This window comes from Paenibacillus luteus, from assembly GCF_006542765.1.
Classification (GTDB): Bacteria; Bacillota; Bacilli; order Paenibacillales; family Paenibacillaceae; genus Pristimantibacillus; species Pristimantibacillus luteus.
Genome location: NZ_SKCD01000088.1, coordinates 150734 through 174219, shown reverse-complemented (window position 1 = coordinate 174219; position 23486 = coordinate 150734). Strand labels below are relative to the sequence as shown.

The window sequence follows — 23486 nt, the reverse complement described above, 5'->3', positions numbered from 1 at the left end:
CAGCATTTTACACAATTATATGGACTCAGCCCGCGAAATAGCCGAGAGCGAGGAAATAGATCTAAAAAATAGATCTAATCCAGTATACGGGCTCCAAATGGCCATAGAAGGGAGAGCGTTGTGAGAAATAGATCTAAAAAGTAGATCTAATTTATGCAAACTGGCCGAATGCGAGGGAATAGATCTAAAAAGTAGATCTAATTCATCAAATTGGCTCCGAACGACCAGTAAATAGCTAGAATTTCGGGGAATAGATCTAAAAAGTAGATCTAATTTATGGAAACTGACCGAATGCAAGGAAATAGATCTAAAAAATAGATCTAATCCAACATATAGGATCCAAATGGCAAGTAATTAGCTAGCTTTGCGAGAAATAGAACTAAAAAGTAGATCTAATCCAGCATATGGGCTCCAAACGATTAGTAACTATATAAGTTGAACTAAAAAAATGAAGTCTAAGCGGAGTGAGAAGATCGTTCTGGAGAAACAAAGTGATACCCTTTGTAGCCGGATTCCGGATTCTTACCTTTAAATGTCTTAGGTTTTAAATGTCTTAGGCAATCAAAGAATCTGGTTACAACCGCGCTCGTAAAGAATGATCTACTCGCGCAGCGACCAACACGAAAAACTGTAGTTCAACTTATATAGATACACTTTCCAGAAATAGATCTAAAAGTAGATCTAAAAGTAGGTCTAAAAGTAGATCTAAAAGTAGATCTTTAAGTAGTTCTAATCTGCTCGGCCCGCCCACTTTGACTAAAAACAATCCCAGCCATAAGCAGCAGCATCCTCGGAAAGAAAAAAATAGGCCGTCACAGAAAAATAGGCTTGGCAAACCAAATTTGGTTTGCAAAGTCTATTTTTGTGTTGATCTGTCATTATTCTTTGAAAATTGACAGATTTGTACAGAAAATGTACAGATTCGTTTGATAAAATAGGGACGAATGTCCTATTACGAAAGAAGGAGGGGAATGCAGCTGAACGGGCAGCAGTTGCAATTATTAGCATTACATAATCAAGGAGGAAACAAGGTTGAAACTAAGTGGTCTGGGGAAATTACAAGGCTATAAAGGAAGACGATTGGGGAGGCGTGCGGTTGCGGCGCTGTTAGCGGTTAATTTGCTAACTGGAAGCTTCTTAACAAGCCTTCCGCAGGCTGAAGCGGCGTCTGATGCTTCTGGCGGGACGTATTTTACGGATACGGATAATTGGGGTGGAGGAGTCGCAGGCACGGTGGCGGATGGCGATATGGATATCGGTATCAAAAACCAAAACAAACAAACGGCCGACAACTACAGCAAATATCCGGTTGAATTTAAAATTGCGAATGTAGCTGCCCTTCCGACTAAGAGTGCTCATTTGCTGATTCGCGCGCTGGACGTGGATGAGTATGATACACCGACTAGCACAGTTGGAAATGGGGAATGGGATCGGGTCTATTTCTCATCAAATGCAACGGATATTGCCTTCGGTCCGTCTTATACGACCTGGCCTACAACGAGCACTTGGACGAACGCCATTGCCGCATCAGGCATCCCGACTAGCGGACAAGGCTACAAGAAAGAGCTTAACGAAAGTGCTTATCTAGGTACCTTATCTGGCAAGGATGGCGTATGGAATACATCCGTTTTGTCCTTTAAGCCAGAGGATTTTGACCGCATCTCGCTAGGCGATAACTATGTGGGCGTCACAATCCATCATTTTTACAAAGATTTACGGAGCCTCGGCACAACGCCAAACACAAACTGGCAAATGACCGTCGATTGGGGACAATTAATCATTGACGGCGGTTCAAAAAGAACGGGCGAGATTACGGATGCCAGCGTGAAGGTGGAAAATGGAAAGGTAACAATCGACACGAGTTTTCTTCCCAAGCTGCCAAACAAAAACTACTCAATCGAAGTTAACGTGATTGAGAAGCGAACGGTGGATGGAGAAGAGGTCGAAAAAAACCTTGGACTTGAACAGAAATTGTTCACCACACCGGGGAATGGCGTCAAGACGGACTGGAATGCCATAACGATATCTGATCCCACAATTAACCCAACCAAGGAATACTCGGTGAACATCATCCTGTTTGATGACCGTGGAGGTGGCCGTACCGAAGAGAAAAATACGAATGCAGGAGAAGCGCAGCATATTTATTCCTTCTCCACGTTTGATCCTGCGGTGAAAGCTATTACGAAGTCAGGGCTGCAATATGAGCCAACGAACTTCGCAATATCGGATTTCACAAGTCAGTATTACCGGTTAACCGGTCAAGCACAGCCGGAGAACCTTCAAAAAGTGAAGATCGTCACGCTTCCAACCGGAGGAACACTTCAACTGTCGGGCGTTGACGTTCAAGTAGGAGACGAAATTGCGAAGGCAGACCTTGGCAAGCTGGCATTTGTTCCTGCCGCTTCGGGCTTTACTGGAACGGCTTCGTTCGATTGGAACGGCTATGACGGCACAAAATATGCAGCTCTAGATGCTGCAGTGACGATCACAGCCAATGCCGCTCCAATTGTAACGGCAATTGAGAAAACCATTAACCAAGGCGTTACGCTTGCTTTTACAGCAGTGGATTTTACGGGCCACTTTGCAGACGCAACGATACCGGCAGAGAATTTAAGCAAAGTGAAAATCGTTTCACTGCCTGATCCGGAACTGGGAACGCTGTGGTTCAAAAACGGCAGCAACCCTGCGGTCGAGGTAGCAGCAGGCAATGAGTTCAATTCGGCGGATCTTGGCAAGCTGAGCTTTGTCCCCGAAGAAGATGCGCTTGGACAAGTCTCGTTCGATTGGAACGGCTCAGATGGCAAACAGTATGCCAAAAACAATAATAAGGTAAACATCAACATCAATGCCGCGCCGATCGTGAGCGATATTTCGTTTGCAGCGATTGCTGGTACGACAGTAGAGCTTAAGGCAAGCGACTTTGCTAACTCCGATGCATATACCGATGAGGATGAGGATGCATTGTCACAGGTGCGGATTCAATTGCCAGCGGATTTTGCCGATAAGGGCAAACTGCTGTACACCTCTGGTGGCGTAGGCAAGCAGATCGCGGCTGGAACGCCTGCTCTACTCAGCTTGACCGAGCTAAACAGCTTGCGCTTTGTGCCTGATGAGGAATTGGCTGATGACAGCACAGTCGTATTTGATTGGTACGGGCATGACGGGCGTCAATTTTCATTCAGCCCGGCCAAAGTAACCATTACGTATACAAATGCTCCTGTGGTCAGCAATATCGCGAAAGCAGGACTGCAATACGAGCCAATCAGCTTCACGGCTGACGATTTCAAAACCCACTATTCGAAAGAAAACGGTGCTTCCCATGCAGAGGGACTGGCAACTGTGAGAATCGTTACCTTGCCGAATGCTGCGCAAGGCTCCTTGCAGCTAGATGGAACAGCGGTTGCTGCTGGAGATGAAATCGAGGTCGACAGCTTGGCTAAGCTTGCTTTTGTACCCGCATCAGACGGATTCACAGGCATAGCGAACTTCAATTGGAATGGCTATGATGGTGTGAAATACGCAGCACTTGATGCAGCGGTTACCATTACAGCGAATGCTGCGCCAATCGTTGACCCGATTAATAAATCTAGCTTGAAAGGCGAGACGGTACCGTTCGTCACAGCAGATTTCACGGGTGCTTACAGCGATTCAGCTCACGAGAGCTTAGCTAAAGTGAAGCTTGTATCACTCCCAGCAGCGGAGAAGGGTAAGCTTGTTCTTCGCAATGGCGACGGATCGGTTATCGAGATTTCGAATGCGGGCTTTGAGTTAGCCGCCAGCGATCTCGGCAAACTGGCCTTCGTACCAGCGTCAGGCGTTACAGGCATTGTAACCTTTGACTGGAATGGTTCGGATGGCAAACAATACGCCAAGGATAGCAAGCAGGTTACGATTACAATTAATACGCCGCCTGTAGTTGGCGATATTAATAAAGCGGGGCTTTCCGGAAAAATCATTGCTTTTACAGCAACAGATTTTACAAATTCGCCACGCTATACCGATGCGGACGGTGATTTGCTCAAAGCAGTAACGATTACGCTCCCCGCTGAATTTGATGCAAAAGGTACGCTTTGGTATACATCCTCTGTAGGGGAATCGGTTTATGTTGCGCCAGGAATCACAGCTACTATAGCGACGCAAAACCTGGACACTCTGAAATTCCAGCCTTCGGCTTCATTGCCGCAAGGCGATACCGTAACGTTTGATTGGAAGGGAAGCGACGGCAAACAATTGTCCGAAGCGCCTGCTAAAGTAAGCATTGCTTACAACGGCAAGCCGGTTGCAGAGCCTATTACGGTTAACGTTACGGAAGGCACATCCGAAATTATTATTATTTTCAAAGGCAAGGACCAAGAGAGCGTTACGGAAATCGTCTACGGACTGGCGAGCAATCCATCCAAAGGTACGATCGAGCCAGCTGACGATGATGTTTCAGGAGATACTTGGATCTATAAACCGAACCCGAACTTTATTTCGGGACAGGATAGCTTTACTTATAATGTCACGGATGAAGACGGTCAGACTGGCGACATACCGGCTACCGTAACCATTAATATTCACAGATCGCTGGACGGCTGGGTGGGAGACAAGGTTCAAGGCGATCCGAAAATTGTGAAAATCATCCCAGGCGAGCAGCTCGGGCTTGCAGCTGTGAGCTCATGGCTCGCAGAGGGTGTAACCGCAAATGTTAATGGCGTTATCGTTCCGCTGACGCTTGCCAACCCTGACACCTTTGTCACGGACGGCTATAAGAAGTGGATTAATACGACGTATTTGCTCCCAGCTGATACTGCAGGCAATCCATACATGGTTACTTTTGCTGCAGTTGATGGAAATGAAAGACCTTTAACGGGAGAGCTATCCAGCAGGCTAACGGATAACCACTTTGAAGTGGTGAAAGCGAATCTGTCGTTATCAGCAAATCCTGATAAAATCTTAGGAGATGGCAAATCAACAACAGATCTTTCAGCATTGTTAACAAGTTCAGATGGTACTCCGATTGTAGGCGTTACGGTCGTATTTACCGCGCCAGTAGGCAAAGGAGATTTTGTAGGCGGGAATACAGCTGTCACGAACGAGCAAGGAATAGCTGTGGTGACGTATAAATCACAGCAAATCACTGGCGTAAGCGAGCAGCAAATCCCAATTCAAGCTAATGTGTACAATAAAGAGCATGGGCTGAAGGCGCAGGATGATGTAATCATTACATTCCTGCCAGCGGCAGTGAAAGGCTTTATTACCAAAGGAGATACTAACACGCCAGTTGCGGGAGCAAACGTTAGAGTAACGCTTGATCTAAATGGCGACGGCATCATTACACCGGGTGTGGATTTTGATGAAACGGTCATTACGGATGCAAGCGGCGCTTATTATGTCGTTGTGCCTAAAGGTGATGTTTCCTACGATTTGGAAGTATCACAAATGGTTGATGTAGGTGGAGTACCAACGCCGGTTACCTATAAACAGAAGGCGCAGGTTGGCGAGGTTACGGGCGCAGGAGAAGAAAACTTCGACTCCGAGAAGACGGTAACCGGAATTGTGCTGCTTAAACAGCCAACGGGAGCCAGCTCGCTGTTCAGCGGCGACTTGCTTGCCAAGACTCATATTTATGTCAAAAAAGCCGATGGCACCTATGTGCTTGAAGGCGGCGCTCCAAAAGCGTTTGAGCTTAATGGACAAGGCGTATTCCACGCTGACGGACTCGCTATTGGCGAGTATGAACTGGAGATCGGATATGAAATCGAGCCAGGGAAGACAATCGCTTTCAGCCGCGCTGCGGTGAGTGTAACGGCATCAGGAGAATTAAATATCTCCGAAGCGCTTGTTGATCCATACGGTACGATTACCGATTCGGTCACGAAAGCCGTAATTGAGGGTGCAGAGGTTGAACTCCGTTATGCGGATACGGCGCGGAACAAAGGCAAGGGTATCACGCCAGATGAGAAGGTCGTTCTGCCGGCATTGGTAGGCTTCGCGCCTAACGATAATGCAAGTCCGCTGCAGCTAAGCGATGCGCATGGCTTCTATGCTTATATGGTGTATCCGGAAACGGACTACTACTTGCTCGTAACGAAAAATGGTTACCAAAGCTACAGAAGTCCAGTTCTTTCAGTAGAGTGGGAGATCGTGAAGCATGATTTGGAGCTGACTCCGTTCACAGTGCCTACTCCGGCTGCTCCGGCTGCGAATCCGGCATTAACTCTTTCTGTAGATAAAAACAAAGTAAAAGAAGGAACGAAGACGACAGTTACGGTCGAATACAAAAACACGTCGAGCAGCACTCTTGCTGCAGGCGAGATTAAAGTAATAATCCCTACGGATGCAGTCATTATTGATGCTGCAGGCGGTACGGTTACTGGACAGACGATCGTATGGAAAGTTGTAAATGTGGCTGGCGGTCAAGGCGGAAGCTACAAAATCACGCTTGAATGGCCGCTGATGAAGGTAGCCGATACGGATTTTGATATTCCAGGCGAGCTTCTCGCTAACGGGGTATCCATTAAGTCATCGGTAAAAATCAACGTGTTCTCGGAACGCTTTGGCGAGCTTACGCATTACCGTTATATTCTTGGCTACCCAGACAAGGAGTTCAAGCCTGAGGGGTCATTAACCCGGGCAGAGCTGGCGGCCATCGTTGCACGGCTAACTGAAAATGTAAATATCGATTCCACCTTGCCATTTAACGATATTCGTGAAGGGCACTGGGCAACGAATTACATTAAAATTGCCGTAAAACACAACTATTTTAGCGGTTATGAAGATGGTTCTTTCCGTCCGGATGCAGCAGTGACAAGAGGCGAGCTTGCTTCGGTTATGGCTCGTTTCCTGAAGCTTGAGGTCAGTGAACCGGCAACGGCGCACTTCAAGGATACGACAGGGCACTGGGCGGCAAATACCATTGAAGCCTTGTATAACGGCAAGTTTTTGAACGGTTATCCGGATGGCAGCTTCAAGCCGAAAAATGCGATTATCCGCGTTGAGGCTGTTACGATGATTAACCGGATGTTGTACCGCGGACCATTGCAGGGATTAGCTCCATTATTCCCGGATATGCCAGAGAGTCATTGGGGCTTCGGGGATGTACAGGAAGCGACGCTTTCCCATAAAGCGGAGCGGAATGCCGACGGAAGCGAAAAATGGCTGGAAACGATCAGTGATAGTGTGAAATAATACTGCTAAAAACGTACAGCCTGTCTTGGTCGTTGACCGGGACAGGCTGTATTTTGTGCAACATAAGAATTTATATATGTTGAACAACAGAAATGAAATTAAAGCCAAGCGAGAAGATTGTTCTGGAGAAACGAAGTGTTCGCCTCCGTAGCCGGATTCTTACCTTTAGATGTCTCAGTAAATCACCAAATAACGGATATGGTCCTCTTGCAGCGTAAGGAGTAGCCATTTCTTTTTGAGTTGTCAGTCTAATCTCTTGAGAATATAGATCTTGTCATCGAGGAAGGTGGCGGCCCTTTATAATTGCTATATACCCAAGGTTAATGATTTGAAATTTTCCACTAATTAAAAATGGAGATCATTTACTTTTTAATATAGAATAGATAAAAGTACATAGAGAGATTTAGGAGCTGGGGGATGAACGAAAGTGTATTGCCATCAATGCGGGAAGAAACGCACAAACGATGCCATTTATTGCAGCCAGTGCGGTAGGCGGCTTTCGGCTGAACAAGACGCAGTAATGGCAGCAAAGGCAGAGCACACAGCGGCTTTAAAGGAAGCTGGTGCCGCTATGGAGATAGGGTTAGTAAGTTTGCCTTCCATTATACCAACTAATACACGAAGGAAGGCTGCGAGAGGCTCTGTATGGGCATGGCTGATTCCGATTATGCTGACTCTCCTGACTGCCGCTTCCGTGTTTTGCTACTATATATATCAAACGGGAATAAATGATAGAGTAATCAGGCTCCAAGGCAAGGCTAGGGAAGAGGCGCTAGCGGGAAATTATACAGGAGCCAAGGCGTTGCTCAAGGAAGCGAATGATGCGCGCCCAAGCTTTGCAGCGATTCAGAAGGATGTAGAAATTGTTGATCACGTGGATGAAATCTCGCTTAACGTTGCAGTCGCCGGCAAACGGTTGGAGGAGCGGAATCTGGCAGAAGCGGAACAACTGCTGGAGCAGGCCAAAGAGCAGTTGAAGGGGCATACAGAGCCGATTTACGATAAGGTGAAGGTTCAGCTTGGTGATTTTATGATGAAGCTGGGCGTAATAAAGCTGACAGATGAGTTGGCGGACCTGAACACGGTCGAAGGGCTTATTGCCAAGCTTAACACCGCTAATCATTTAGAGGGTGAAGAAGCTGCAGCGGTGAAGGAGCAGATTGTTGCTAAAATAGTGGATATCAGCTATAAGGAAGCAGAAACGCTGATGAAGAACAAGAGCTATACCGCGGCACTCGAGGTAACGGGCAAAGCAATTTCACTTGCCAAGGATAATGAGAAATTAATGAAGCTTGAGAAGCAAATAAACCAAGCCCAGACTGATTTTGAACGGGCTGAGCAGCAGCGGTTGGAGCATGCGATGCAGCAAGCCGCAGCAGAGGATTTGAAAAACCAGACGGCAGCCGTAGAGGTTGTGAAAATCGACTCGACACTGGATGAGTTTGGTGATTTGAATATGGAGGCTGAGCTGAAAAATGCAGCTACTCGTCCAATTTATTCCATCACGGTGAAATTCACTGTTTTTGATGCGGCGGGCCATGAGATCGGAACCGGTACGGCGGAGGACAAGGAGGCGTATGTGCAGCCTGGCGAGACCCTACGCATGACCAGCACCGTTTATGGGGTTAATGATGAAAATACGACCATTGTCGTTGACCACGCGACTTGGTATTTAGACTAGGGAGACAGTGAGATGAGTAAAAGAGTTTGGATCAGCGCCATCGTTTCAACTCTTGTCGTATGCGGCGGAATGGCAGCCGCTCTGGCGGTCCATGCCGAGGTGCCGAGCCAGCTTGCAGGCAAACCGCTCCTTGCGGTTGCGGAAGAGAAGAAATCGAAATCGCTGAAGGATATTATTTTTGAGACACAGAAGCTGGTTGTTATGATAGAGACGGATAAGGGCGAGCAGGGCTCAGGTTTTCTTTATAATTTGGAGGGAGACTTGATTACGAATGCTCATGTCGTAGCCGGGGCTCGAATGGTGAAAATTAAAACAGCAGACGCGCGTGAAATGGAAGGCGAGGTCATTGGCATCAGTACCGAGACGGATATCGCGGTCGTTCGTGTACCTGAATTGTCTGGGACGGAGCCATTGCAGGTTGTACGCGACGAGAAGGCGGAGGTAGGCGACGAGGTATTGGCTGTCGGCAGTCCATTAGGTTTTAAAAATACAGTCACGACAGGCATCATAAGCGGCCTAGGCAGAAGCTTTGAGATTGAGCCGTATTTGTATTCCGATTTATATCAAATTTCAGCGCCAATTGCTCCCGGCAACAGCGGCGGTCCGCTCGTAGACCAGAAAACGGGGGCGGTGCTGGGCATTAATTCCGCTGGTTATGAGCAAGGTTCGATTGGGTTTAGTATTCCGATTGCAAACGTGATTGAACTTGCGGAGCAGTGGTCCAATGAGCCGATGCAGGAGCTGCCCGAGATCGAAACCTCAGATGATAAAGACGGATTGGAAGAGAACGCTTCAGTAGAAGAGTTTGCGGGCTATCTCGTCACCCACTTCTATGACAGCCTGAACAATGCCGATTATGTGTATGCGTACTCGCTGCTCGGCGGCAATTGGAAGGAAGGCACGAGCTATGAGAAGTTTAGGGAAGGCTACTTGGGCACTCTTAATGTAGTGATCGACAATATGCACGTTAAGAACAGTAAAAAGGATAAAGCGGTCGTCATTGCGGTCATTTCCGTAGATGAGCGGGTGGATGGCAAGTACGTGCTAAGCAAGTATCAGGTGACCTATGAGGTAGGCTACGAGAACGATCAATTGAAGCTGCTTAGCGGCAAAGGGAAAGCTATAAAATGACGAAAAAAGCTCGAAAAGGCCATCTGGGGGTGACGGCATTTTCGAGTTTTTTGTCTTTACCGGGCATTTCATTAAACCTCTCTAATGCTCTTCATTAATCGCTGTCAGCACTAGTTTGGGCAGTGCTAGGGTCTTCCTCTCGAAAAAGAGGATTAAAAATCAGTTCGATAGCAACAGAATCGTTGCGCTGAACAGGGAAGCTAAGCAATGTGGACGGTATAATGCGTCCATTTAAGAGCAGCCTGTAGCTCGTATTGCCGCGGATCGGCACATTGCTGACCGATACGATTTGCCCGTTGAAATTAAAGCGGACGACTCCCGTTTCAGCAAGCGCCTGATAGATGCTCAGGCCTGGCCGGAACGGCACGCGATAGGCTTGCGTGATGCCTGGGTAGGCTGCTCCTCCATTGATGACGACCGTTACCGATGGACGGGGACCAGGAGGGAAAGGCACCGGAAACGGAATCGGAAACGGGAACGGCCCTGGTCCAGGAGGGAACGGCCCTGGTCCAGGAGGGAACGGCCCTGGTCCGGGAGGGAACGGCCCTGGTCCAGGAGGGAACGGCCCTGGTCCAGGAGGGAACGGCCCTGGTCCAGGAGGGAACGGCCCTGGTCCGGGAGGGAACGGCCCTGGTCCAGGAGGGAACGGCCCTGGTCCAGGAGGGAATGGCCCTGGTCCAGGAGGGAACGGTCCTGGTCCAGGAGGGAACGGCCCTGGTCCGAAGCCAGGCTGAGGCATGATCATACGGCGCGGTCCGCCGCAGCCGCAATCTCTGCCGGTTCTGGCTGGAGCAGGCCTTCCAAGATATTGTTGCTCGTTAGCGTAAGTATACTCCATACAAGCACTCAAACTCCTTTATAAAACAATATAGGCATTTATCCTTCTGTATCGTATGCGGCATAAGCCTAGGTGGTGTTCACCGACGTAGTTGCAGCAAAATTAGAACAATTTTAGTTTGAGGGAGTTATATGGCATTTCCATAAATTCATTCTGCTTTAGTGGGGCTATATTGTACATTTGCAGCAGTCCTACTCTGATGAGCGTAAAAGACGAGTCTATCCTGTACGTATGCAGCAGAATGAGCAGAAATGGTGTTCGAAGGCAGGTAAAGGGTGATCTATGTTGTATGGAATGCAGGATAGCAGCTGCATCGGGCGAAAAAGGGGCATTTATCCTGCGTGTGTACAACATAGCCAATAAAAGGTGAGTAGGTGTAGGTGGTCAGGAGAGGAACGAAAGCAGTGCTGTAGATGGTGGGGATATGGTCTGAAGGAGATCTAAAGCTGTGCTGTAGATGGTGGGGATATGGTCTGAAGGAGATCTAAAGCTGTGCTGTAGATATTGGGAAGTTGGTCAGGAGAGGAACGAATGCTGTGCTGTAGATATTGGGAAGTTGGTCTGAAGAAGATCGAAAGCTGTGCTGTAGATGGTGGGAAGTTGGTCTGAAGGAGATCGAATGCTGTTCTTGAGGTGCAAGGAAGTTGGTCTAAATAGGATCAAAATTTGTCCTGGCAAAGGTCGATGAGATTCTGGAAGGTGCCGGTGACCGGTCAAACTGCGGTTTTGGAGAGAGGTATGGAGGTGAGACTGGATTAGGAGAATTGCGGCTTGTATCCAGAAAAAAAGGCGGCCCCATAAGCAGATAAATCTGCTGGGGGCCGCCTTTAGGTGAAGATGATATTATTTTACAGCTGCTTCGTAACGTTTGCCAACTTCATCCCAGTTCACTACGTTCCAGAACGCCGCGATGTAATCAGGGCGTTTGTTTTGGTAGTTCAGGTAGTAAGCGTGCTCCCAAACATCAAGGCCAAGGATTGGCGTTTCGCCTTCCATGATCGGACTGTCTTGGTTCGGCAAGCTGTATACTTTCAATTTGCCGTTAGCTACTGCTAGGAATGCCCAGCCGCTGCCGAAACGAGTTGTTGCTGCTTTAGCGAAATCAGCTTTGAAAGCTTCGAAGCCGCCAAGCTCGCTTTCGATTGCTGCTGCAAGAGCGCCAGTTGGAGCTCCGCCAGCGTTAGGAGCGATTGTTTCCCAGAACAAGCTGTGGTTAGCATGTCCGCCGCCGTTGTTGCGAACAGCAGTGCGAATAGCTTCAGGAACGCTTGCAAGGTCAGCGATTAGCTCGTCAATTGATTTGCTTTGCAATTCTGGAGCGGACTCCAAAGCTGCGTTAAGGTTAGTCACGTATGCGTTATGGTGACGGCCGTGGTGAATTTCCATTGTAGTCGCATCGATATGCGGCTCAAGTGCGTTGTGCGCGTAAGGCAAAGCAGGTAGTTGATGTGCCATTATTTTTACAGCCTCCTAAGTTTTATGTAGTTATCCAAGTCCATTATCCCTTATCCGATCGAATAAATCAACATTATTGTTTCAAAAGTCGGCAAAGGCTAAAGGGAATGAAAATTTGAACACAACCTGCCTAGGGTATCACAGGCCTAGATAAATTATACAAATTAGGCATAGAGGACTGTATCGTTAACACAAAAAACGATTAAATGAGTGTAAGCGCTTAATATAAAGCGTTTTCAGGAGATAATCGATGATTTGTTTAATTTTTTTAAGGAATATTAAAGATACAAGCAGGATTTCGTTAAAATTTGTCGTAATATATTCTAAATGCAGTACTATGACATGGTATAGAAGGTGTAATTTTAATGAATGTTCGTTCCTTCCAGTTGTCCGATTACCGACCAATTACAGCACTGCTTGAGGATGTTCTTACCGAAGAGTGCTACGAACAAACGATGGAGGCTTTTGCCCGCCAATTGTCATGGGATAGTGATTTAGTTCTAGTCGCTGTCGAAAATTCCGAAATTGTGGGCATGATTATCGGTACGATAGATAATAACAAAGGTTATTATTATCGAATTGCTGTCTCTCCTCTCCACAGGCGGAAAGGAATCGGCAAGACGCTTATCCAGTCACTGCGCCAGCGCTTCGAACAGCGCAATGTTACAAAGATACTAATTACCGCGGACGAGCACAATGAGCCTGTTCTACCGCTGTATGAGTCGATGGGCTATGTGGCCAACGATTTTATCCGGTCGTTTCAGAAGCTTAGCATTGTAGCCGGTTAACGCGAACTTTACTGCATGTATGTTGTACGCAGGGCATATCTGCATCGCCATTGCTTTTGGCGGTCAGATATGCTTTTCTTATTACTATATACTTTTATGAGGAGAACGGGATGGAACCCTATCGGCATTGTGTCATCAAAAGCTTCAAACATAATGGCCATATTCACCGGACATGGCAGCAAAATTGGCTTGTCTCGAATGAGCTGCTTGCTGATGAGCACAAGGAAGAGTCGATGAAGGTGCTCATCAATCGACAAACCCCTATACAAGAATCGGATGGTAAGATATGGGTTAGTCGAGTGCCGGCAGTCTCTTTTTTTATACCTGGGCAGTGGTTTAATGTTGTTGCCTTGCTCGAGGAGAGTGGTATTCGTTACTACTGCAATATCGCTTCGCCGCCTTATCTGCAAGGAGAGGTGCTCACGTATATTGATTACGATCTGGACGTCATTCGTTTGGCGGACGGCAGCAGGCATGTTGTCGATCAGGATGAATATGAATTGCACAAAGCTGCTTACCACTATCCCAAAATGGTAGAAGACAAGGTACAAGCCGGGTTAGAAGCGCTTTTGCAGCGTATTGATCAGAGGCAATCCCCTTTCCAGGATCATTTTGTGATGCTTTATTATGAGGACTGGCTGAGAAGCAACGATGAGGTGGAGTCATGAGCTTGTTAAACAGAAAACACAGCAAATCGAAGAGTGCGCAAACACATTCTTCTGTTGAAGGAAGCAGCCATTCGCCGCTGCAGGCAGAGACAAAGTTTTCATTGCTTGCGGAATTGCTCGATTGGACCAAGACGCTGGTCATTGCTTTTGCGGTGGTCATGCTTCTGCATTTTTTTGTGTTCAACCTCTCCAAGGTCGAGGGACATTCAATGGAGCCAACGCTAACACAGCATGAATGGCTGTTTGTTAATAAATTCGTGTATTTGTTCGGCAAGCCGGGAATCGGTGATGTAGTTATATTGAAGGAACCGAACACAAGCGACAAAGAGAAAAAATATCTGGTGAAAAGAATTGTAGGGATTCCAGGCGACCGCATTGAGGTTCACGACCAGCGTTTGTACCGGAACGGCGAGCTGATGGACGAGCCGTATACAGATTCATTGATTGAGGACATGAGCTATGGCCCCGAAGTGATTCTTGCCGGACATTATTTTGTAATGGGAGATAATCGCCATTCGAGGGCAAGCTTGGACAGCAGATCGTTCCACGCTGTGCCGGAAGAGCTGCTTAGAGGCAGAGCCGAGTTTATTGTCTGGCCATACAAAATGATCAGAGCGCTTTAACCTCATCGATTGTTATAGAGGTAGAGTTGGCTGATGCTCTCGTCTGAGCGGACAAAATGGTGGCAGATTAGCGATAACCTTTTAAGGAGGGTTCGATTATAAAAGACGTTATGATTTATACAGACGGTGCCTGCTCCGGCAACCCGGGTCCGGGCGGCTGGGGAGCGGTGCTGTTTTTTGGCGTTCATCAGAAGGAAATTTCCGGTGGGGAGAAGCATTCGACAAACAACCGAATGGAGATTCAAGCGGTCATTGAAGGCTTGAAGCTGCTGAAGGAGCCTTGTCGGGTAAAGGTGTACAGTGATTCTGCGTATGTTGTGAACTGCTTCCAGAAGGGCTGGATTAAGGGCTGGCTGCGCAACGGCTGGAAGAACAGCAAGAAGGAGCCAGTAGAGAATCAAGAACTGTGGAAGGCGCTTTGGGAGCTTATGCAGCGGCATGAGGTTGAATATATAAAAGTCAAAGGGCATAGCGATAACCAATGGAACAATCGCTGCGATGAGCTGGCTCGTGAAGCCATCCGAAGGTTATAGCGATGGATAAATGGGCCAAGCTCAAGGAAGAGATGAAGGAGGCAGCGCTTAGTCTAGGCATTGACAAGATCGGAGTCGCATCTGCTGATCCTTTTGTGTCCTTGAAGCAAATTTTGCTTAGGCACAGGGAGCTGGGACGGGAATCCGGTTTTGAGGAGTCGGACATTGAGAAGCGAACAAATCCTGCACTGCTCTTCGATAATCCGCAATCGATTATCGCCATCGCCATCGCCTATCCCTCCAAGCTGAAAGACCCTCCCAAATCGGAGCCTGGGGCAAGGCGGGGCATCATGGCACGTTCAGCATGGGGCGATGATTATCATAAGGTGCTGAGGGACCGGCTTGCCAAGCTTGAAGCGTGGCTGAGAGAGCGTGTGCCGGACTTGCGTGTGGAGAGCATGGTCGACACTGGCGCTCTATCAGATCGTGCGGTTGCAGAGCGTGCTGGCCTTGGCTGGAGCGCTAAAAACTGTTCCATCATCTCGCCGGAGCTCGGATCATGGATCTATCTTGGCGAGATGATTACGAATCTGCCGCTAGCACCTGATGAGCCGGTAACGGAAAGCTGCGGCACCTGCACCAAATGCATTGATGCCTGCCCAACGGACGCGCTGGTTGGACCGGGGCAGTTGAATTCGAGCCGCTGCATTTCCTTTGTTACGCAAACGAAAGGGATGCTCACGGATGAATTCATGCGCAAGATTGGCAATCGACTGTACGGCTGCGATACCTGTCAGACCGTCTGTCCGGTAAACCGTGGGAAAAACTGGACACATCAGCCGGAGCTTCAGCCTGATCATGAGCTCGCGAAGCCGCTGCTCGTGCCTTTGCTAACGATCGGGAACAAGGAATTCCAGAGCAGATACGGAAGCACCTCCTCCGCATGGCGCGGCAAAAAACCGATTCAGCGAAATGCGGTTATCGCTCTAGGCAACTTCAAGGAAGCAAGTGCAGTACCGGATTTGATTCAGGTATTGGGGAAGGACCCGAGGCCTGTGCTGCGTGGTACGGCCGCATGGTCACTTGCACGAATTGGAGGCGAGCAGGCGGAAGAAGCTTTGCTGATTGCCGCTGATAAAGAAAGCGATGAAGAAGCCAAGCAAGCCATTCTGCAGGCGATTGATCAGCTTGGCGGACTGATTAAAGATTCTGGGCACCAGCAGGAAGAGGATGGGTCTCATGCTTGAGGAGCTAACGGTCAAATGGTTGGCTACGGCGGAGGGCTGCCGATAAAACAGCGCTGCTAAGCTTGGAGACAAGAAGTTGATTTTCACTTGTGCCAGCTAGGAATTAGAGCGGTTATCCATGAAAAGCTGTTCATTGCGAACGAGGGGCGAACATGCTATTATTGGGACATTATACACACCAGGAGAGTTAGAAAGGATTAGGTGAAAGGCATGACATGGGTTAATATCGTTGTACCAATCGTTACTTTGCTTGCAGGAGCTGTAGGGGGCTTCTTTGTTGGCGTATTCTATCTGCGCAAGCAGCTTGAGAAAATGCAAAACGATCCGGACATGATTCAAAAAATGGCTAAGCAAATGGGCTATAACCTGAACAAACAGCAAATGCAAAAAGCGCAGCACATGATGAAAAATCAAAAAATGCCTCGCAGATAAACAGGTTGACGAGGAGGACCGGAAGGAGGTTCTGAAATGGCGGGAAGGAAAGATTACCTCAATTCGAATGTATCGGGCAACCGGGAGCAGATTGAGCATCATATCAAAGAAATTTTGAAGTTGATTGGTGAGGATGTTGAGCGCGAAGGGTTGCTGGAAACGCCTGCAAGGGTAACCCGGATGTACGAGGAGATTTTTGCCGGATATGAGGTTGATCCCCGCGAGGTGCTTGGCGTAACGTTCAATGAGCAGCATGAGGAGCTTGTTATCGTCAAGGACATCGTGTACTACAGCCAATGCGAGCATCATATGGCGCCTTTCTTCGGCAAAGCGCATATCGGATATTTGCCAAGCGGCAAAATTGCGGGACTGAGCAAGCTTGCTCGTCTTGTAGAGGCGGTTACACGCCGGCTGCAGGTGCAAGAGAGAATCACATCGCAATTGGCCGACATTCTTGCCGAGGAGCTGCAGCCGAATGGGGTAATGGTCGTTGTCGAAGGCGAGCACTTGTGTATGTGCGCCCGCGGTGTGAAGAAGCCAGGCAGCATGACGGTCACTTCAGCCGTAAGAGGAGAATTCCGCAGCAATCCTGCACTCCGTTCTGAGTTTCTTACTTTATTGAAGCAATAGACCGTACAAATAAGAGGGGCTGACTCCAAAAGGAAATTTCCTTTTGGCTCAGCCTCTCTTCCTGTTTTCAGAGCTGTTCGCACGATGGCAGCAGCAGTTCCCATGTCAACTACCTACTCCCCTAGCAATTGATAGACAACATGACGCTTGTCAGAATGGCGCCCATACCAGCTTGCGCGTTTCTTCAAAGCGATCTTGGATATAGGGCCAATTCACCACGTTCCACCAATCTTTCACGTAATCCGGCCGCTTGTTCTGATGCTTCAGGTAATAAGCATGCTCCCACACATCTAATGGCAGTAAGGGAATGGCATCCCATTGCGATAAGTTCTGATGCTTCTCTGCCGTAAGGATCTCCAGTCGCCTACTGCGCGGGCTCCATACGAGGATAGCCCAGCCGCTGCCTTCTACCTTCGCTGCCGCTTCGCTGAATTGTTTCTTAAACGCAGCAGAGCTGCCAAAATCATTTCTAATCTGCTGGCTTAGCGTGCTGGTCGGCTCCCCGCCGCCATAAGGCGACATGGCATTCCAAAACAGCGTATGCAAATAGTGGCCTGCCCCGTTAAAGGCAAGCTCGCGTTCCCAATGCTTCACAAGCTCGAAGTTTCCCGTTTCGCGTGCGATTTGCAATTGGAGCTCCGCTTTGTTTAAACCGTCAACGTAGGATTGATGATGAATGTCATGATGGATACGCATGGTTGGCTCATCGATATAGGGCTCTAGGGCTTGATAGGGATAGGGCAAAGGAGGAAGAATATGTCCTCCTATAGGTACCTGCTGCAGCATAGCACGATGCTCGTTAGACCCGTGACTAACGACTGCTTGCCTGTAATTGGCCATGAGACCAATATAGTAGTTCGATTCGCGAATGGAATGTGAAATGACCGTTGTGGTAATGGGTGAAGCTACCGCTGCCGTTCGTTCGGTTAGTTGCGTTAATTGATCCACGTAGGTTCGAGATTGTTCAAGCGCCGCATCGATAAGGGCATCGACGGATTCTTCTACGTGCTGAGGCAGGCGTGACGGAAAGGGCAGCCAATCATCCAGCCATTGGTTGGTGTATTGCGCCGTATGTGAGAAGACAGGCTCCCATGATTGCAAGAGCTGTACGTATTGAGGTTCAAGCTCAGGTGCCGCTTGCAAAATGACGGCGGCATGCTCTTTCTCTTGCAGCTTCCAATGCCGTACAAATTCTATCACCCGAACGGGCATGAGCGTTCCATAAACAAAAAGCACGACCATCGCCTCCTCTGTCGCAACAAGTGCATCTATATTAGATGTATTCGCTGAGATATGGGCTTATGTCGTGCTTGCTGATTATGCGCGTTCTGCTTGCAGCTGCTGATCAACCTGACTAAGGAACAGCGCGGCTCTTTGAATATATTCGCTTGGATGCACCTGGAAGAGCAGCTCGTGCTTCCCGTCCGGTACGATCCATGAGCGGGAGAGAACGTTGCCTTGCCCCTCTGCAACGGCTTCTGCGGTCTGGAACGGAGCTTTCACATCATTCGTCCCATGTATAATAAATAGCGGAATATCATACACGTTGGAGATGACCTCGCTTGCCGGAATCGATCCGAAGCTTGTGCCGGTCCAGAGCGGAATCATGGATTCGATGAGCGGCAACGAGAAGCGCGGTAGGGATACGAATTGATTCAAGTTATCAAACAAGGCCTCAGGGCTAGGAATAAAAAGGCTATCGAGTATCATAGCATCAATGTCCTCGGTCTGAAGAGCGGCCTGCAAGGCGGTTCCGGCACCCATGGAGAAACCCCATACAACGATATCCTTGGCTCCGCGGGACTTGACATAGTCTACGGCAGCCAGCAGCTGCTGCGACTCCTCAAGGCCGCCCGTAGCAGGAGCTTTGTACTCTTTAGAGGCATAACCGTAATCAAATAGCAATACATTATAGTTTAGGCCGTGCAGCAGCTTCGAGAGCTCATACATCGGCACCCAGGATTCTTCGCGGTTTGCGCCATAGCCATGGCTGAAAACGACCGTACGCGCAGATGGAGCAATTTCACTTGTATCCTCATTCGCAGGAATGAACCAGCCGCTAACGGTGGTGTCGCCGCTTCTACTAGGAAAAATGACATCCTCGTAATCCAGGCCGATAGCCGCTTGCGGATTGGAGGAAAGCGGTGCTACATAGGGATAAGCAAGCATCCAAGCTACATATCCATGAAAGATAAGGACAGCCAGCAGGCACATTGCCGTCAGAGAAGCGATCGAGGCAACGAGCAGATGCTTGCCGCGGCTCTTGGTTTTGCGAAGCTGGAACAAATTTTCGGTTTCTCCCAAGGGAAAGGGCTGAAGAGTCTGCGGAAATCCGCCTTCAAGGGGCAATGGTGTCATCAAGGTCGTGCTCATGTCGTCGTCCTCCCTCTGTTAGCAACCGTCATTGGTTCGAAGTTGTCCTCATCACTGTAAGCGCTTTTTATTTCTAGTACTTTAATCGTAGTCCGGTCCTAGTAGCCTGTCAATTGGTGTCGAGGTAATGTTAATCGTTTGTAATATTACTGTAATGTAAACAACTCTTCTTTACGATAGTAGCGGCAATGAGTTATACTGAATGAGAATCGGTTTCATTGGATGAAACTTTTGTAGAGGGAGGTGCGGCGGCATGGAAGAAGGAAAATCGACGGTTCGGGCTGTGGATCGAGCGCTTGATATATTACTGTGCTTTACCTTGAAAACGGACTGGGCGATGACGGAAATTGCCGAGCATGTTGGCCTGCACAAAAGCACGGTTCACCGGATGCTCGCGACGCTAGAGGAGAAGGGCTTTATTGAACGGGACCGTTCAACCGACCGTTATCATTTGGGATTGAAAATGTGGGAACTCTCCGCCAATTTATCGCGCACTGACGACCAAGGCACCATTTGGCTGCCAGAGATGGAACGGCTGCGTGATCAGTTGGGAGAAACCGTAAGCATATATGTAAGAGATGGCTCCGAGCGGATTCGCATGCAGGCCGTACAGAGCAATCAGCCCGTGCGGCGGGTTGCGCCAGTAGGGGCTAGGCTTCCTCTTTACGCTGGAGCTTCAAGCAAGGTACTGATCGCTTATTCGGACCTAATCGTACAGGAGAGCATATTCGGAGACCCGGCTTGGCTATACTCTATCGATCTGGACCAATATAAGCAGCAGCTAGAGGAGATTTGCTTGCATGGCTACGCGACAAGCTTTGAAGAGCGGGAGCCCGGCGCTGCAGCGATCTCAGCTCCTATTTTCAACCGGACAGGGAAGCTGGCGGCTGCCTTATCTGTATCGGGTCCTGCGAGCCGGATGACCATGGAGATCATGAGTCATTACGCGCCAGTTGTGATGGAATCTGCGAAACGGATGGGAACGATGAGCTTATAAGAGAAGATCAGTTCTGAGGCGTGCCTTGGGGCTGGTCTTTTTTTGTTAAAAAAACTTATGAACATCATTCGATTAGTAATACTAAAAAATTCATACAAGCTTTCAGCATCTTGTATCAGTTGATGAATTTAACTGGATATTTCTCTGGAGAGGAAATAGTTCATCTTTCGAGATATATGTGGACTTAGTGATATAAAAAAAGAACTTTGCCGACAAGCGGCAAAGTTCTTTTTACTAAATGGGGTTCTGTTTATTAAGCAGTGGTGTTCATGTTAGCGATCATTTGGCGAAGTACCGTTTGAAGGATACCGCCATTGCGGTAGTAATCAACGTCTACGACAGAGTCAAGACGAACGATTGCAGGGAAATCAAAAGTTGTGCCGTCTTCGCGGGTAGCTGTAACGGTTACTTGCGAGCCTGGCGTTACGTCATTGGACAAGCCAACGATGTCGAACACTTCACGGCCAGTAATGTTAAGCGTCTTCCAGCCTTGACCTTCTGGGAATTGCAGTGGCAATACGCCCATGCCAACCAAGTTGGAGCGGTGAATACGCTCGAAGCTTTCAGCGATAACCGCTTTTACGCCAAGAAGGAATGTGCCTTTGGCAGCCCAGTCACGCGAGCTTCCTGTACCGTACTCTTTACCAGCAAGAATCACAAGGTTTTTGCCGTCTTTTTGGTATTTCATCGATGCATCGTAGATGGACATTACTTCTTCTGTAGGCAGGTAAGTTGTTACGCCGCCCTCCGTGCCTGGAGCCACTTGGTTACGAATACGGATATTCGCGAACGTACCGCGCATCATAACTTCATGGTTACCACGGCGTGAGCCGTAGGAGTTGAAGTCTTCGCGTTTGACGCCGTTATCGATCAAGTATTGGCCGCCTGGGCTGTTAACGGTAATGTTACCTGCAGGGGAGATATGATCCGTTGTTACGGAATCGCCCATTAGCGCAAGCACGTTTGCTGAATGAATGTCCTCGATATCGGTAAGATCCGATCCAAGATTTTCGAAGAACGGCGGGTTTTGGATGTACGTTGATTTGTTATCCCATTCGTAACTTTCGCCCTTAGGAACGGAGATCGCATTCCAACGCTCATTTTGTGTGAATACATTCTCGTATTTGTCGCGGAACATTTGCGGATTAAGCGCAGCTGTCATCGCATCGTTAATTTCTTGGGAAGTCGGCCAAATATCTTTGAGGTATACCGGCTCGTTAGCTTCTGTGTAACCGATTGGATCGTTTGTCAAATCGATATTTGTTGTTCCTGCAAGCGCATAAGCGATAACAAGTGGCGGCGAAGCCAGGTAGTTCGCTTTAACCTGTGCGTGAACGCGGCCTTCGAAGTTACGGTTACCGGAAATGACAGCAGAAACCGTCATATCGTTATCTATGATCGCTTTGCTTACTTCATCCGGAAGCGGACCGGAGTTACCGATACAAGTTGCGCAGCCATAGCCGGCAACGTGGAAGCCAAGCGCTTCAAGCGGCTCAAGCAGGTTTGCTTTGGTCAAGTATTCCGTTACGACGAGTGAGCCCGGTGTAAGGGAGCTTTTTACATAAGCAGGCTTCTTAAGTCCAAGCGCTACCGCTTTCTTGGCAACAAGGCCGGCACCGACCATTACGCTTGGGTTAGATGTATTGGTACAGCTTGTAATCGCAGCGATAACGACTGCGCCAGTGCCCATTTTGCTCACTTGGCCATCATTATGCTTAACCGTTACGACTTGATCGATTTTATCATCGCTTAGACCGTATCCGCCTTTGTCGATCGGCGTACGGATGATGCTGTTGAACGATTCCTTCATTGCAGTAAGCTCAACGCGGTCTTGTGGACGCTTTGGACCTGCAAGGGAAGGTACGATTGTGGAAAGATCCAGCTCAACGACATCTGTAAATACCGGGTCTGGAGTCTCGTCCGTACGGAACATGTCTTGCGCTTTATAGTAAGAGCCAACAAGCTCGATAAGATCTTCAGAACGGCCAGTTTGCTGCAGGTAGCTAAGTGTTTCGTTATCTACAGGGAAGAAGCCGATTGTAGCGCCGTATTCTGGTGCCATGTTGGCAACTGTTGCACGGTCAGCAAGGCTGATGTTCGAGAGGCCAGGGCCGAAGAACTCAACAAATTTACCAACAACGCCTTTTTTACGCAAAATTTGAGTAACAGTAAGCGCAAGGTCAGTTGCTGTAGAGCCTTCTGCCAGCTTGCCTGTCAATTTGAAGCCGATAACTTCAGGCATAACGAAGTATAGCGGTTGGCCAAGCATACCAGCTTCTGCCTCGATACCGCCAACGCCCCAGCCCACAACGCCTAGACCGTTGATCATCGTAGTATGCGAATCCGTACCTACGAGGGAATCAGGGAATACGACAGTTTCGCCATCGATGGTTTTTGTTGCTGCAACGGATGCCAAGTACTCAAGGTTAACTTGGTGAACGATACCTGTGCCCGGTGGAACCGCGCGGAAGTTATCGAATGCCGTTTGTGCCCAGCGAAGGAAGCGGTAACGCTCTTCGTTACGCTCGAATTCAACTTTTGTGTTGTATTCAAGAGCTTCTGGTGAACCGAAAGCATCAACCATGATCGAGTGGTCAATAACAAGGTCTACGGGTACGAGCGGGTTGATTTTTTTAGGATCTCCGCCAGCTTTTTTCACGGTATCGCGCATTGCCGCAAGGTCAACGACAACCGGTACGCCTGTGAAATCCTGCAATACGATACGGGCAGGGATGAACGGGATTTCTTTATCTTCGCGTCCGTCAGCCCAAGTAGCAAGCTGCTTAACGTGTTCAGGTGTAATCGCGCGGCCGTCAAATTGACGGACAGCAGCCTCAAGCAATACTTTGATGGAAAAAGGCAGTTTCGAAATGTCGCCTAGTCCTTGTTCTTCAAGTCCGCCCAGACGGTAGTAAGCGTATGATTTGCCACCGGCGTCCAGCGTTGTGCGAACTGAATAATGATTCTGTGTAGCCATCGT

General features: G+C 48.5%; 16 protein-coding genes. 11 read left to right on the top strand and 5 right to left on the bottom strand.

The features are described from left to right. The first annotated feature begins 1032 nt into the window (after window positions 1-1032). The 3 genes from E0496_RS34050 (at window position 1033) to E0496_RS34040 (ending at window position 9982) form a co-directional block, all read left to right on the top strand. Entirely contained in the window at window positions 1033-7170 is a 6138-nt protein-coding gene (locus E0496_RS34050) for an S-layer homology domain-containing protein (protein WP_141506349.1), read from the top strand. Window positions 7171-7690: 520 nt separating this feature from the next. Continuing rightward, window positions 7691-8851: an FxLYD domain-containing protein gene (locus E0496_RS34045; protein WP_206669937.1), complete on the top strand. Its 1161-nt coding sequence runs from the start codon at window positions 7691-7693 to the stop codon at window positions 8849-8851. A 12-nt stretch (window positions 8852-8863) separates the two neighbouring features. Then, the gene (locus E0496_RS34040) at window positions 8864-9982 is read left to right on the top strand and encodes a S1C family serine protease (RefSeq protein ID WP_141506347.1); all 1119 of its coding nucleotides are present in this window, start codon (window positions 8864-8866) and stop codon (window positions 9980-9982) included. A 94-nt stretch (window positions 9983-10076) separates the two neighbouring features. On the opposite strand, the gene E0496_RS36035 is transcribed toward E0496_RS34040, so the two are convergent. Together E0496_RS36035 and E0496_RS34030 are read right to left on the bottom strand one after the other, a co-directional pair. Next, on the bottom strand, window positions 10077-10820 hold the full coding sequence (locus tag E0496_RS36035; protein WP_175598162.1) for a hypothetical protein: 744 nt from the start codon (window positions 10818-10820) through the stop codon (window positions 10077-10079). Between the two features lie 843 nt (window positions 10821-11663). Beyond that, window positions 11664-12275 carry a superoxide dismutase gene (locus tag E0496_RS34030; RefSeq protein ID WP_139991633.1) on the bottom strand — a complete coding sequence of 204 codons (612 nt, stop codon included), beginning with the start codon at window positions 12273-12275 and terminating at the stop codon, window positions 11664-11666. Window positions 12276-12640: 365 nt separating this feature from the next. Between E0496_RS34030 and E0496_RS34025 the strand changes: the two genes are divergently transcribed. The 7 genes from E0496_RS34025 (at window position 12641) to folE (ending at window position 17136) form a co-directional block, all read left to right on the top strand. Next, window positions 12641-13063: a GNAT family N-acetyltransferase gene (locus E0496_RS34025; protein WP_139991632.1), complete on the top strand. Its 423-nt coding sequence runs from the start codon at window positions 12641-12643 to the stop codon at window positions 13061-13063. Between the two features lie 110 nt (window positions 13064-13173). Beyond that, complete coding sequence (locus tag E0496_RS34020; protein WP_141506346.1) at window positions 13174-13731, top strand: DUF402 domain-containing protein; 558 nt, start codon at window positions 13174-13176, stop codon at window positions 13729-13731. A gap of 2 nt (window positions 13732-13733) precedes the next feature. Further along, window positions 13734-14354: a signal peptidase I gene (gene lepB, locus E0496_RS34015; RefSeq protein WP_241675085.1), complete on the top strand. Its 621-nt coding sequence runs from the start codon at window positions 13734-13736 to the stop codon at window positions 14352-14354. Window positions 14355-14452: 98 nt separating this feature from the next. Further along, complete coding sequence (rnhA, locus tag E0496_RS34010) at window positions 14453-14887, top strand: ribonuclease HI (protein ID WP_141506344.1); 435 nt, start codon at window positions 14453-14455, stop codon at window positions 14885-14887. A 2-nt stretch (window positions 14888-14889) separates the two neighbouring features. Continuing rightward, window positions 14890-16074, top strand: coding sequence for a tRNA epoxyqueuosine(34) reductase QueG (queG, locus tag E0496_RS34005; RefSeq protein WP_141506343.1), 1185 nt, complete (start codon window positions 14890-14892; stop codon window positions 16072-16074). 210 nt (window positions 16075-16284) lie between these two features. Next, complete coding sequence (locus E0496_RS34000; RefSeq protein ID WP_141506342.1) at window positions 16285-16506, top strand: YneF family protein; 222 nt, start codon at window positions 16285-16287, stop codon at window positions 16504-16506. 36 nt (window positions 16507-16542) lie between these two features. Next, the gene (gene folE / locus E0496_RS33995) at window positions 16543-17136 is read left to right on the top strand and encodes a GTP cyclohydrolase I FolE (protein WP_141506341.1); all 594 of its coding nucleotides are present in this window, start codon (window positions 16543-16545) and stop codon (window positions 17134-17136) included. Between the two features lie 150 nt (window positions 17137-17286). Here folE and E0496_RS33990 read toward each other — a convergent pair whose 3' ends face one another. Then, window positions 17287-18372 (bottom strand): Fe-Mn family superoxide dismutase, encoded by a 1086-nt coding sequence (locus E0496_RS33990; protein ID WP_141506340.1) that lies wholly within the window; start codon window positions 18370-18372, stop codon window positions 17287-17289. An 81-nt stretch (window positions 18373-18453) separates the two neighbouring features. Next, the gene (locus tag E0496_RS33985) at window positions 18454-19509 is read right to left on the bottom strand and encodes an alpha/beta hydrolase (RefSeq protein ID WP_141506339.1); all 1056 of its coding nucleotides are present in this window, start codon (window positions 19507-19509) and stop codon (window positions 18454-18456) included. 253 nt (window positions 19510-19762) lie between these two features. On the opposite strand from E0496_RS33985, the gene E0496_RS33980 reads away from it, so the two are divergent. Beyond that, window positions 19763-20506 (top strand): IclR family transcriptional regulator, encoded by a 744-nt coding sequence (locus tag E0496_RS33980; protein ID WP_141506338.1) that lies wholly within the window; start codon window positions 19763-19765, stop codon window positions 20504-20506. A 253-nt stretch (window positions 20507-20759) separates the two neighbouring features. On the opposite strand, the gene acnA is transcribed toward E0496_RS33980, so the two are convergent. Continuing rightward, a complete protein-coding gene (gene acnA, locus E0496_RS33975; RefSeq protein WP_141506337.1) occupies window positions 20760-23483 on the bottom strand; it encodes an aconitate hydratase AcnA in 2724 nt (907 codons plus the stop codon). Window positions 23484-23486 lie beyond the last annotated feature (3 nt).

Bases quoted from the DNA above. Each gene is read 5' to 3' on its own strand.
- E0496_RS34030 (WP_139991633.1), bottom strand. From the start codon at position 12,275: ATGGCACATCAACTACCTGCTTTGCCTTACGCGCACAACGCACTTGAG.
- E0496_RS34020 (WP_141506346.1), top strand. From the start codon at position 13,174: ATGGAACCCTATCGGCATTGTGTCATCAAAAGCTTCAAACATAATGGC.
- E0496_RS33980 (WP_141506338.1), top strand. From the start codon at position 19,763: ATGGAAGAAGGAAAATCGACGGTTCGGGCTGTGGATCGAGCGCTTGAT.
- queG (WP_141506343.1), top strand. From the start codon at position 14,890: ATGGATAAATGGGCCAAGCTCAAGGAAGAGATGAAGGAGGCAGCGCTT.
- E0496_RS36035 (WP_175598162.1), bottom strand. From the start codon at position 10,820: ATGGAGTATACTTACGCTAACGAGCAACAATATCTTGGAAGGCCTGCT.
- E0496_RS33985 (WP_141506339.1), bottom strand. From the start codon at position 19,509: ATGAGCACGACCTTGATGACACCATTGCCCCTTGAAGGCGGATTTCCG.
- E0496_RS34000 (WP_141506342.1), top strand. From the start codon at position 16,285: ATGACATGGGTTAATATCGTTGTACCAATCGTTACTTTGCTTGCAGGA.
- E0496_RS34045 (WP_206669937.1), top strand. From the start codon at position 7,691: ATGGCAGCAAAGGCAGAGCACACAGCGGCTTTAAAGGAAGCTGGTGCC.
- E0496_RS34025 (WP_139991632.1), top strand. From the start codon at position 12,641: ATGAATGTTCGTTCCTTCCAGTTGTCCGATTACCGACCAATTACAGCA.
- E0496_RS34040 (WP_141506347.1), top strand. From the start codon at position 8,864: ATGAGTAAAAGAGTTTGGATCAGCGCCATCGTTTCAACTCTTGTCGTA.
- acnA (WP_141506337.1), bottom strand. From the start codon at position 23,483: ATGGCTACACAGAATCATTATTCAGTTCGCACAACGCTGGACGCCGGT.
- folE (WP_141506341.1), top strand. From the start codon at position 16,543: ATGGCGGGAAGGAAAGATTACCTCAATTCGAATGTATCGGGCAACCGG.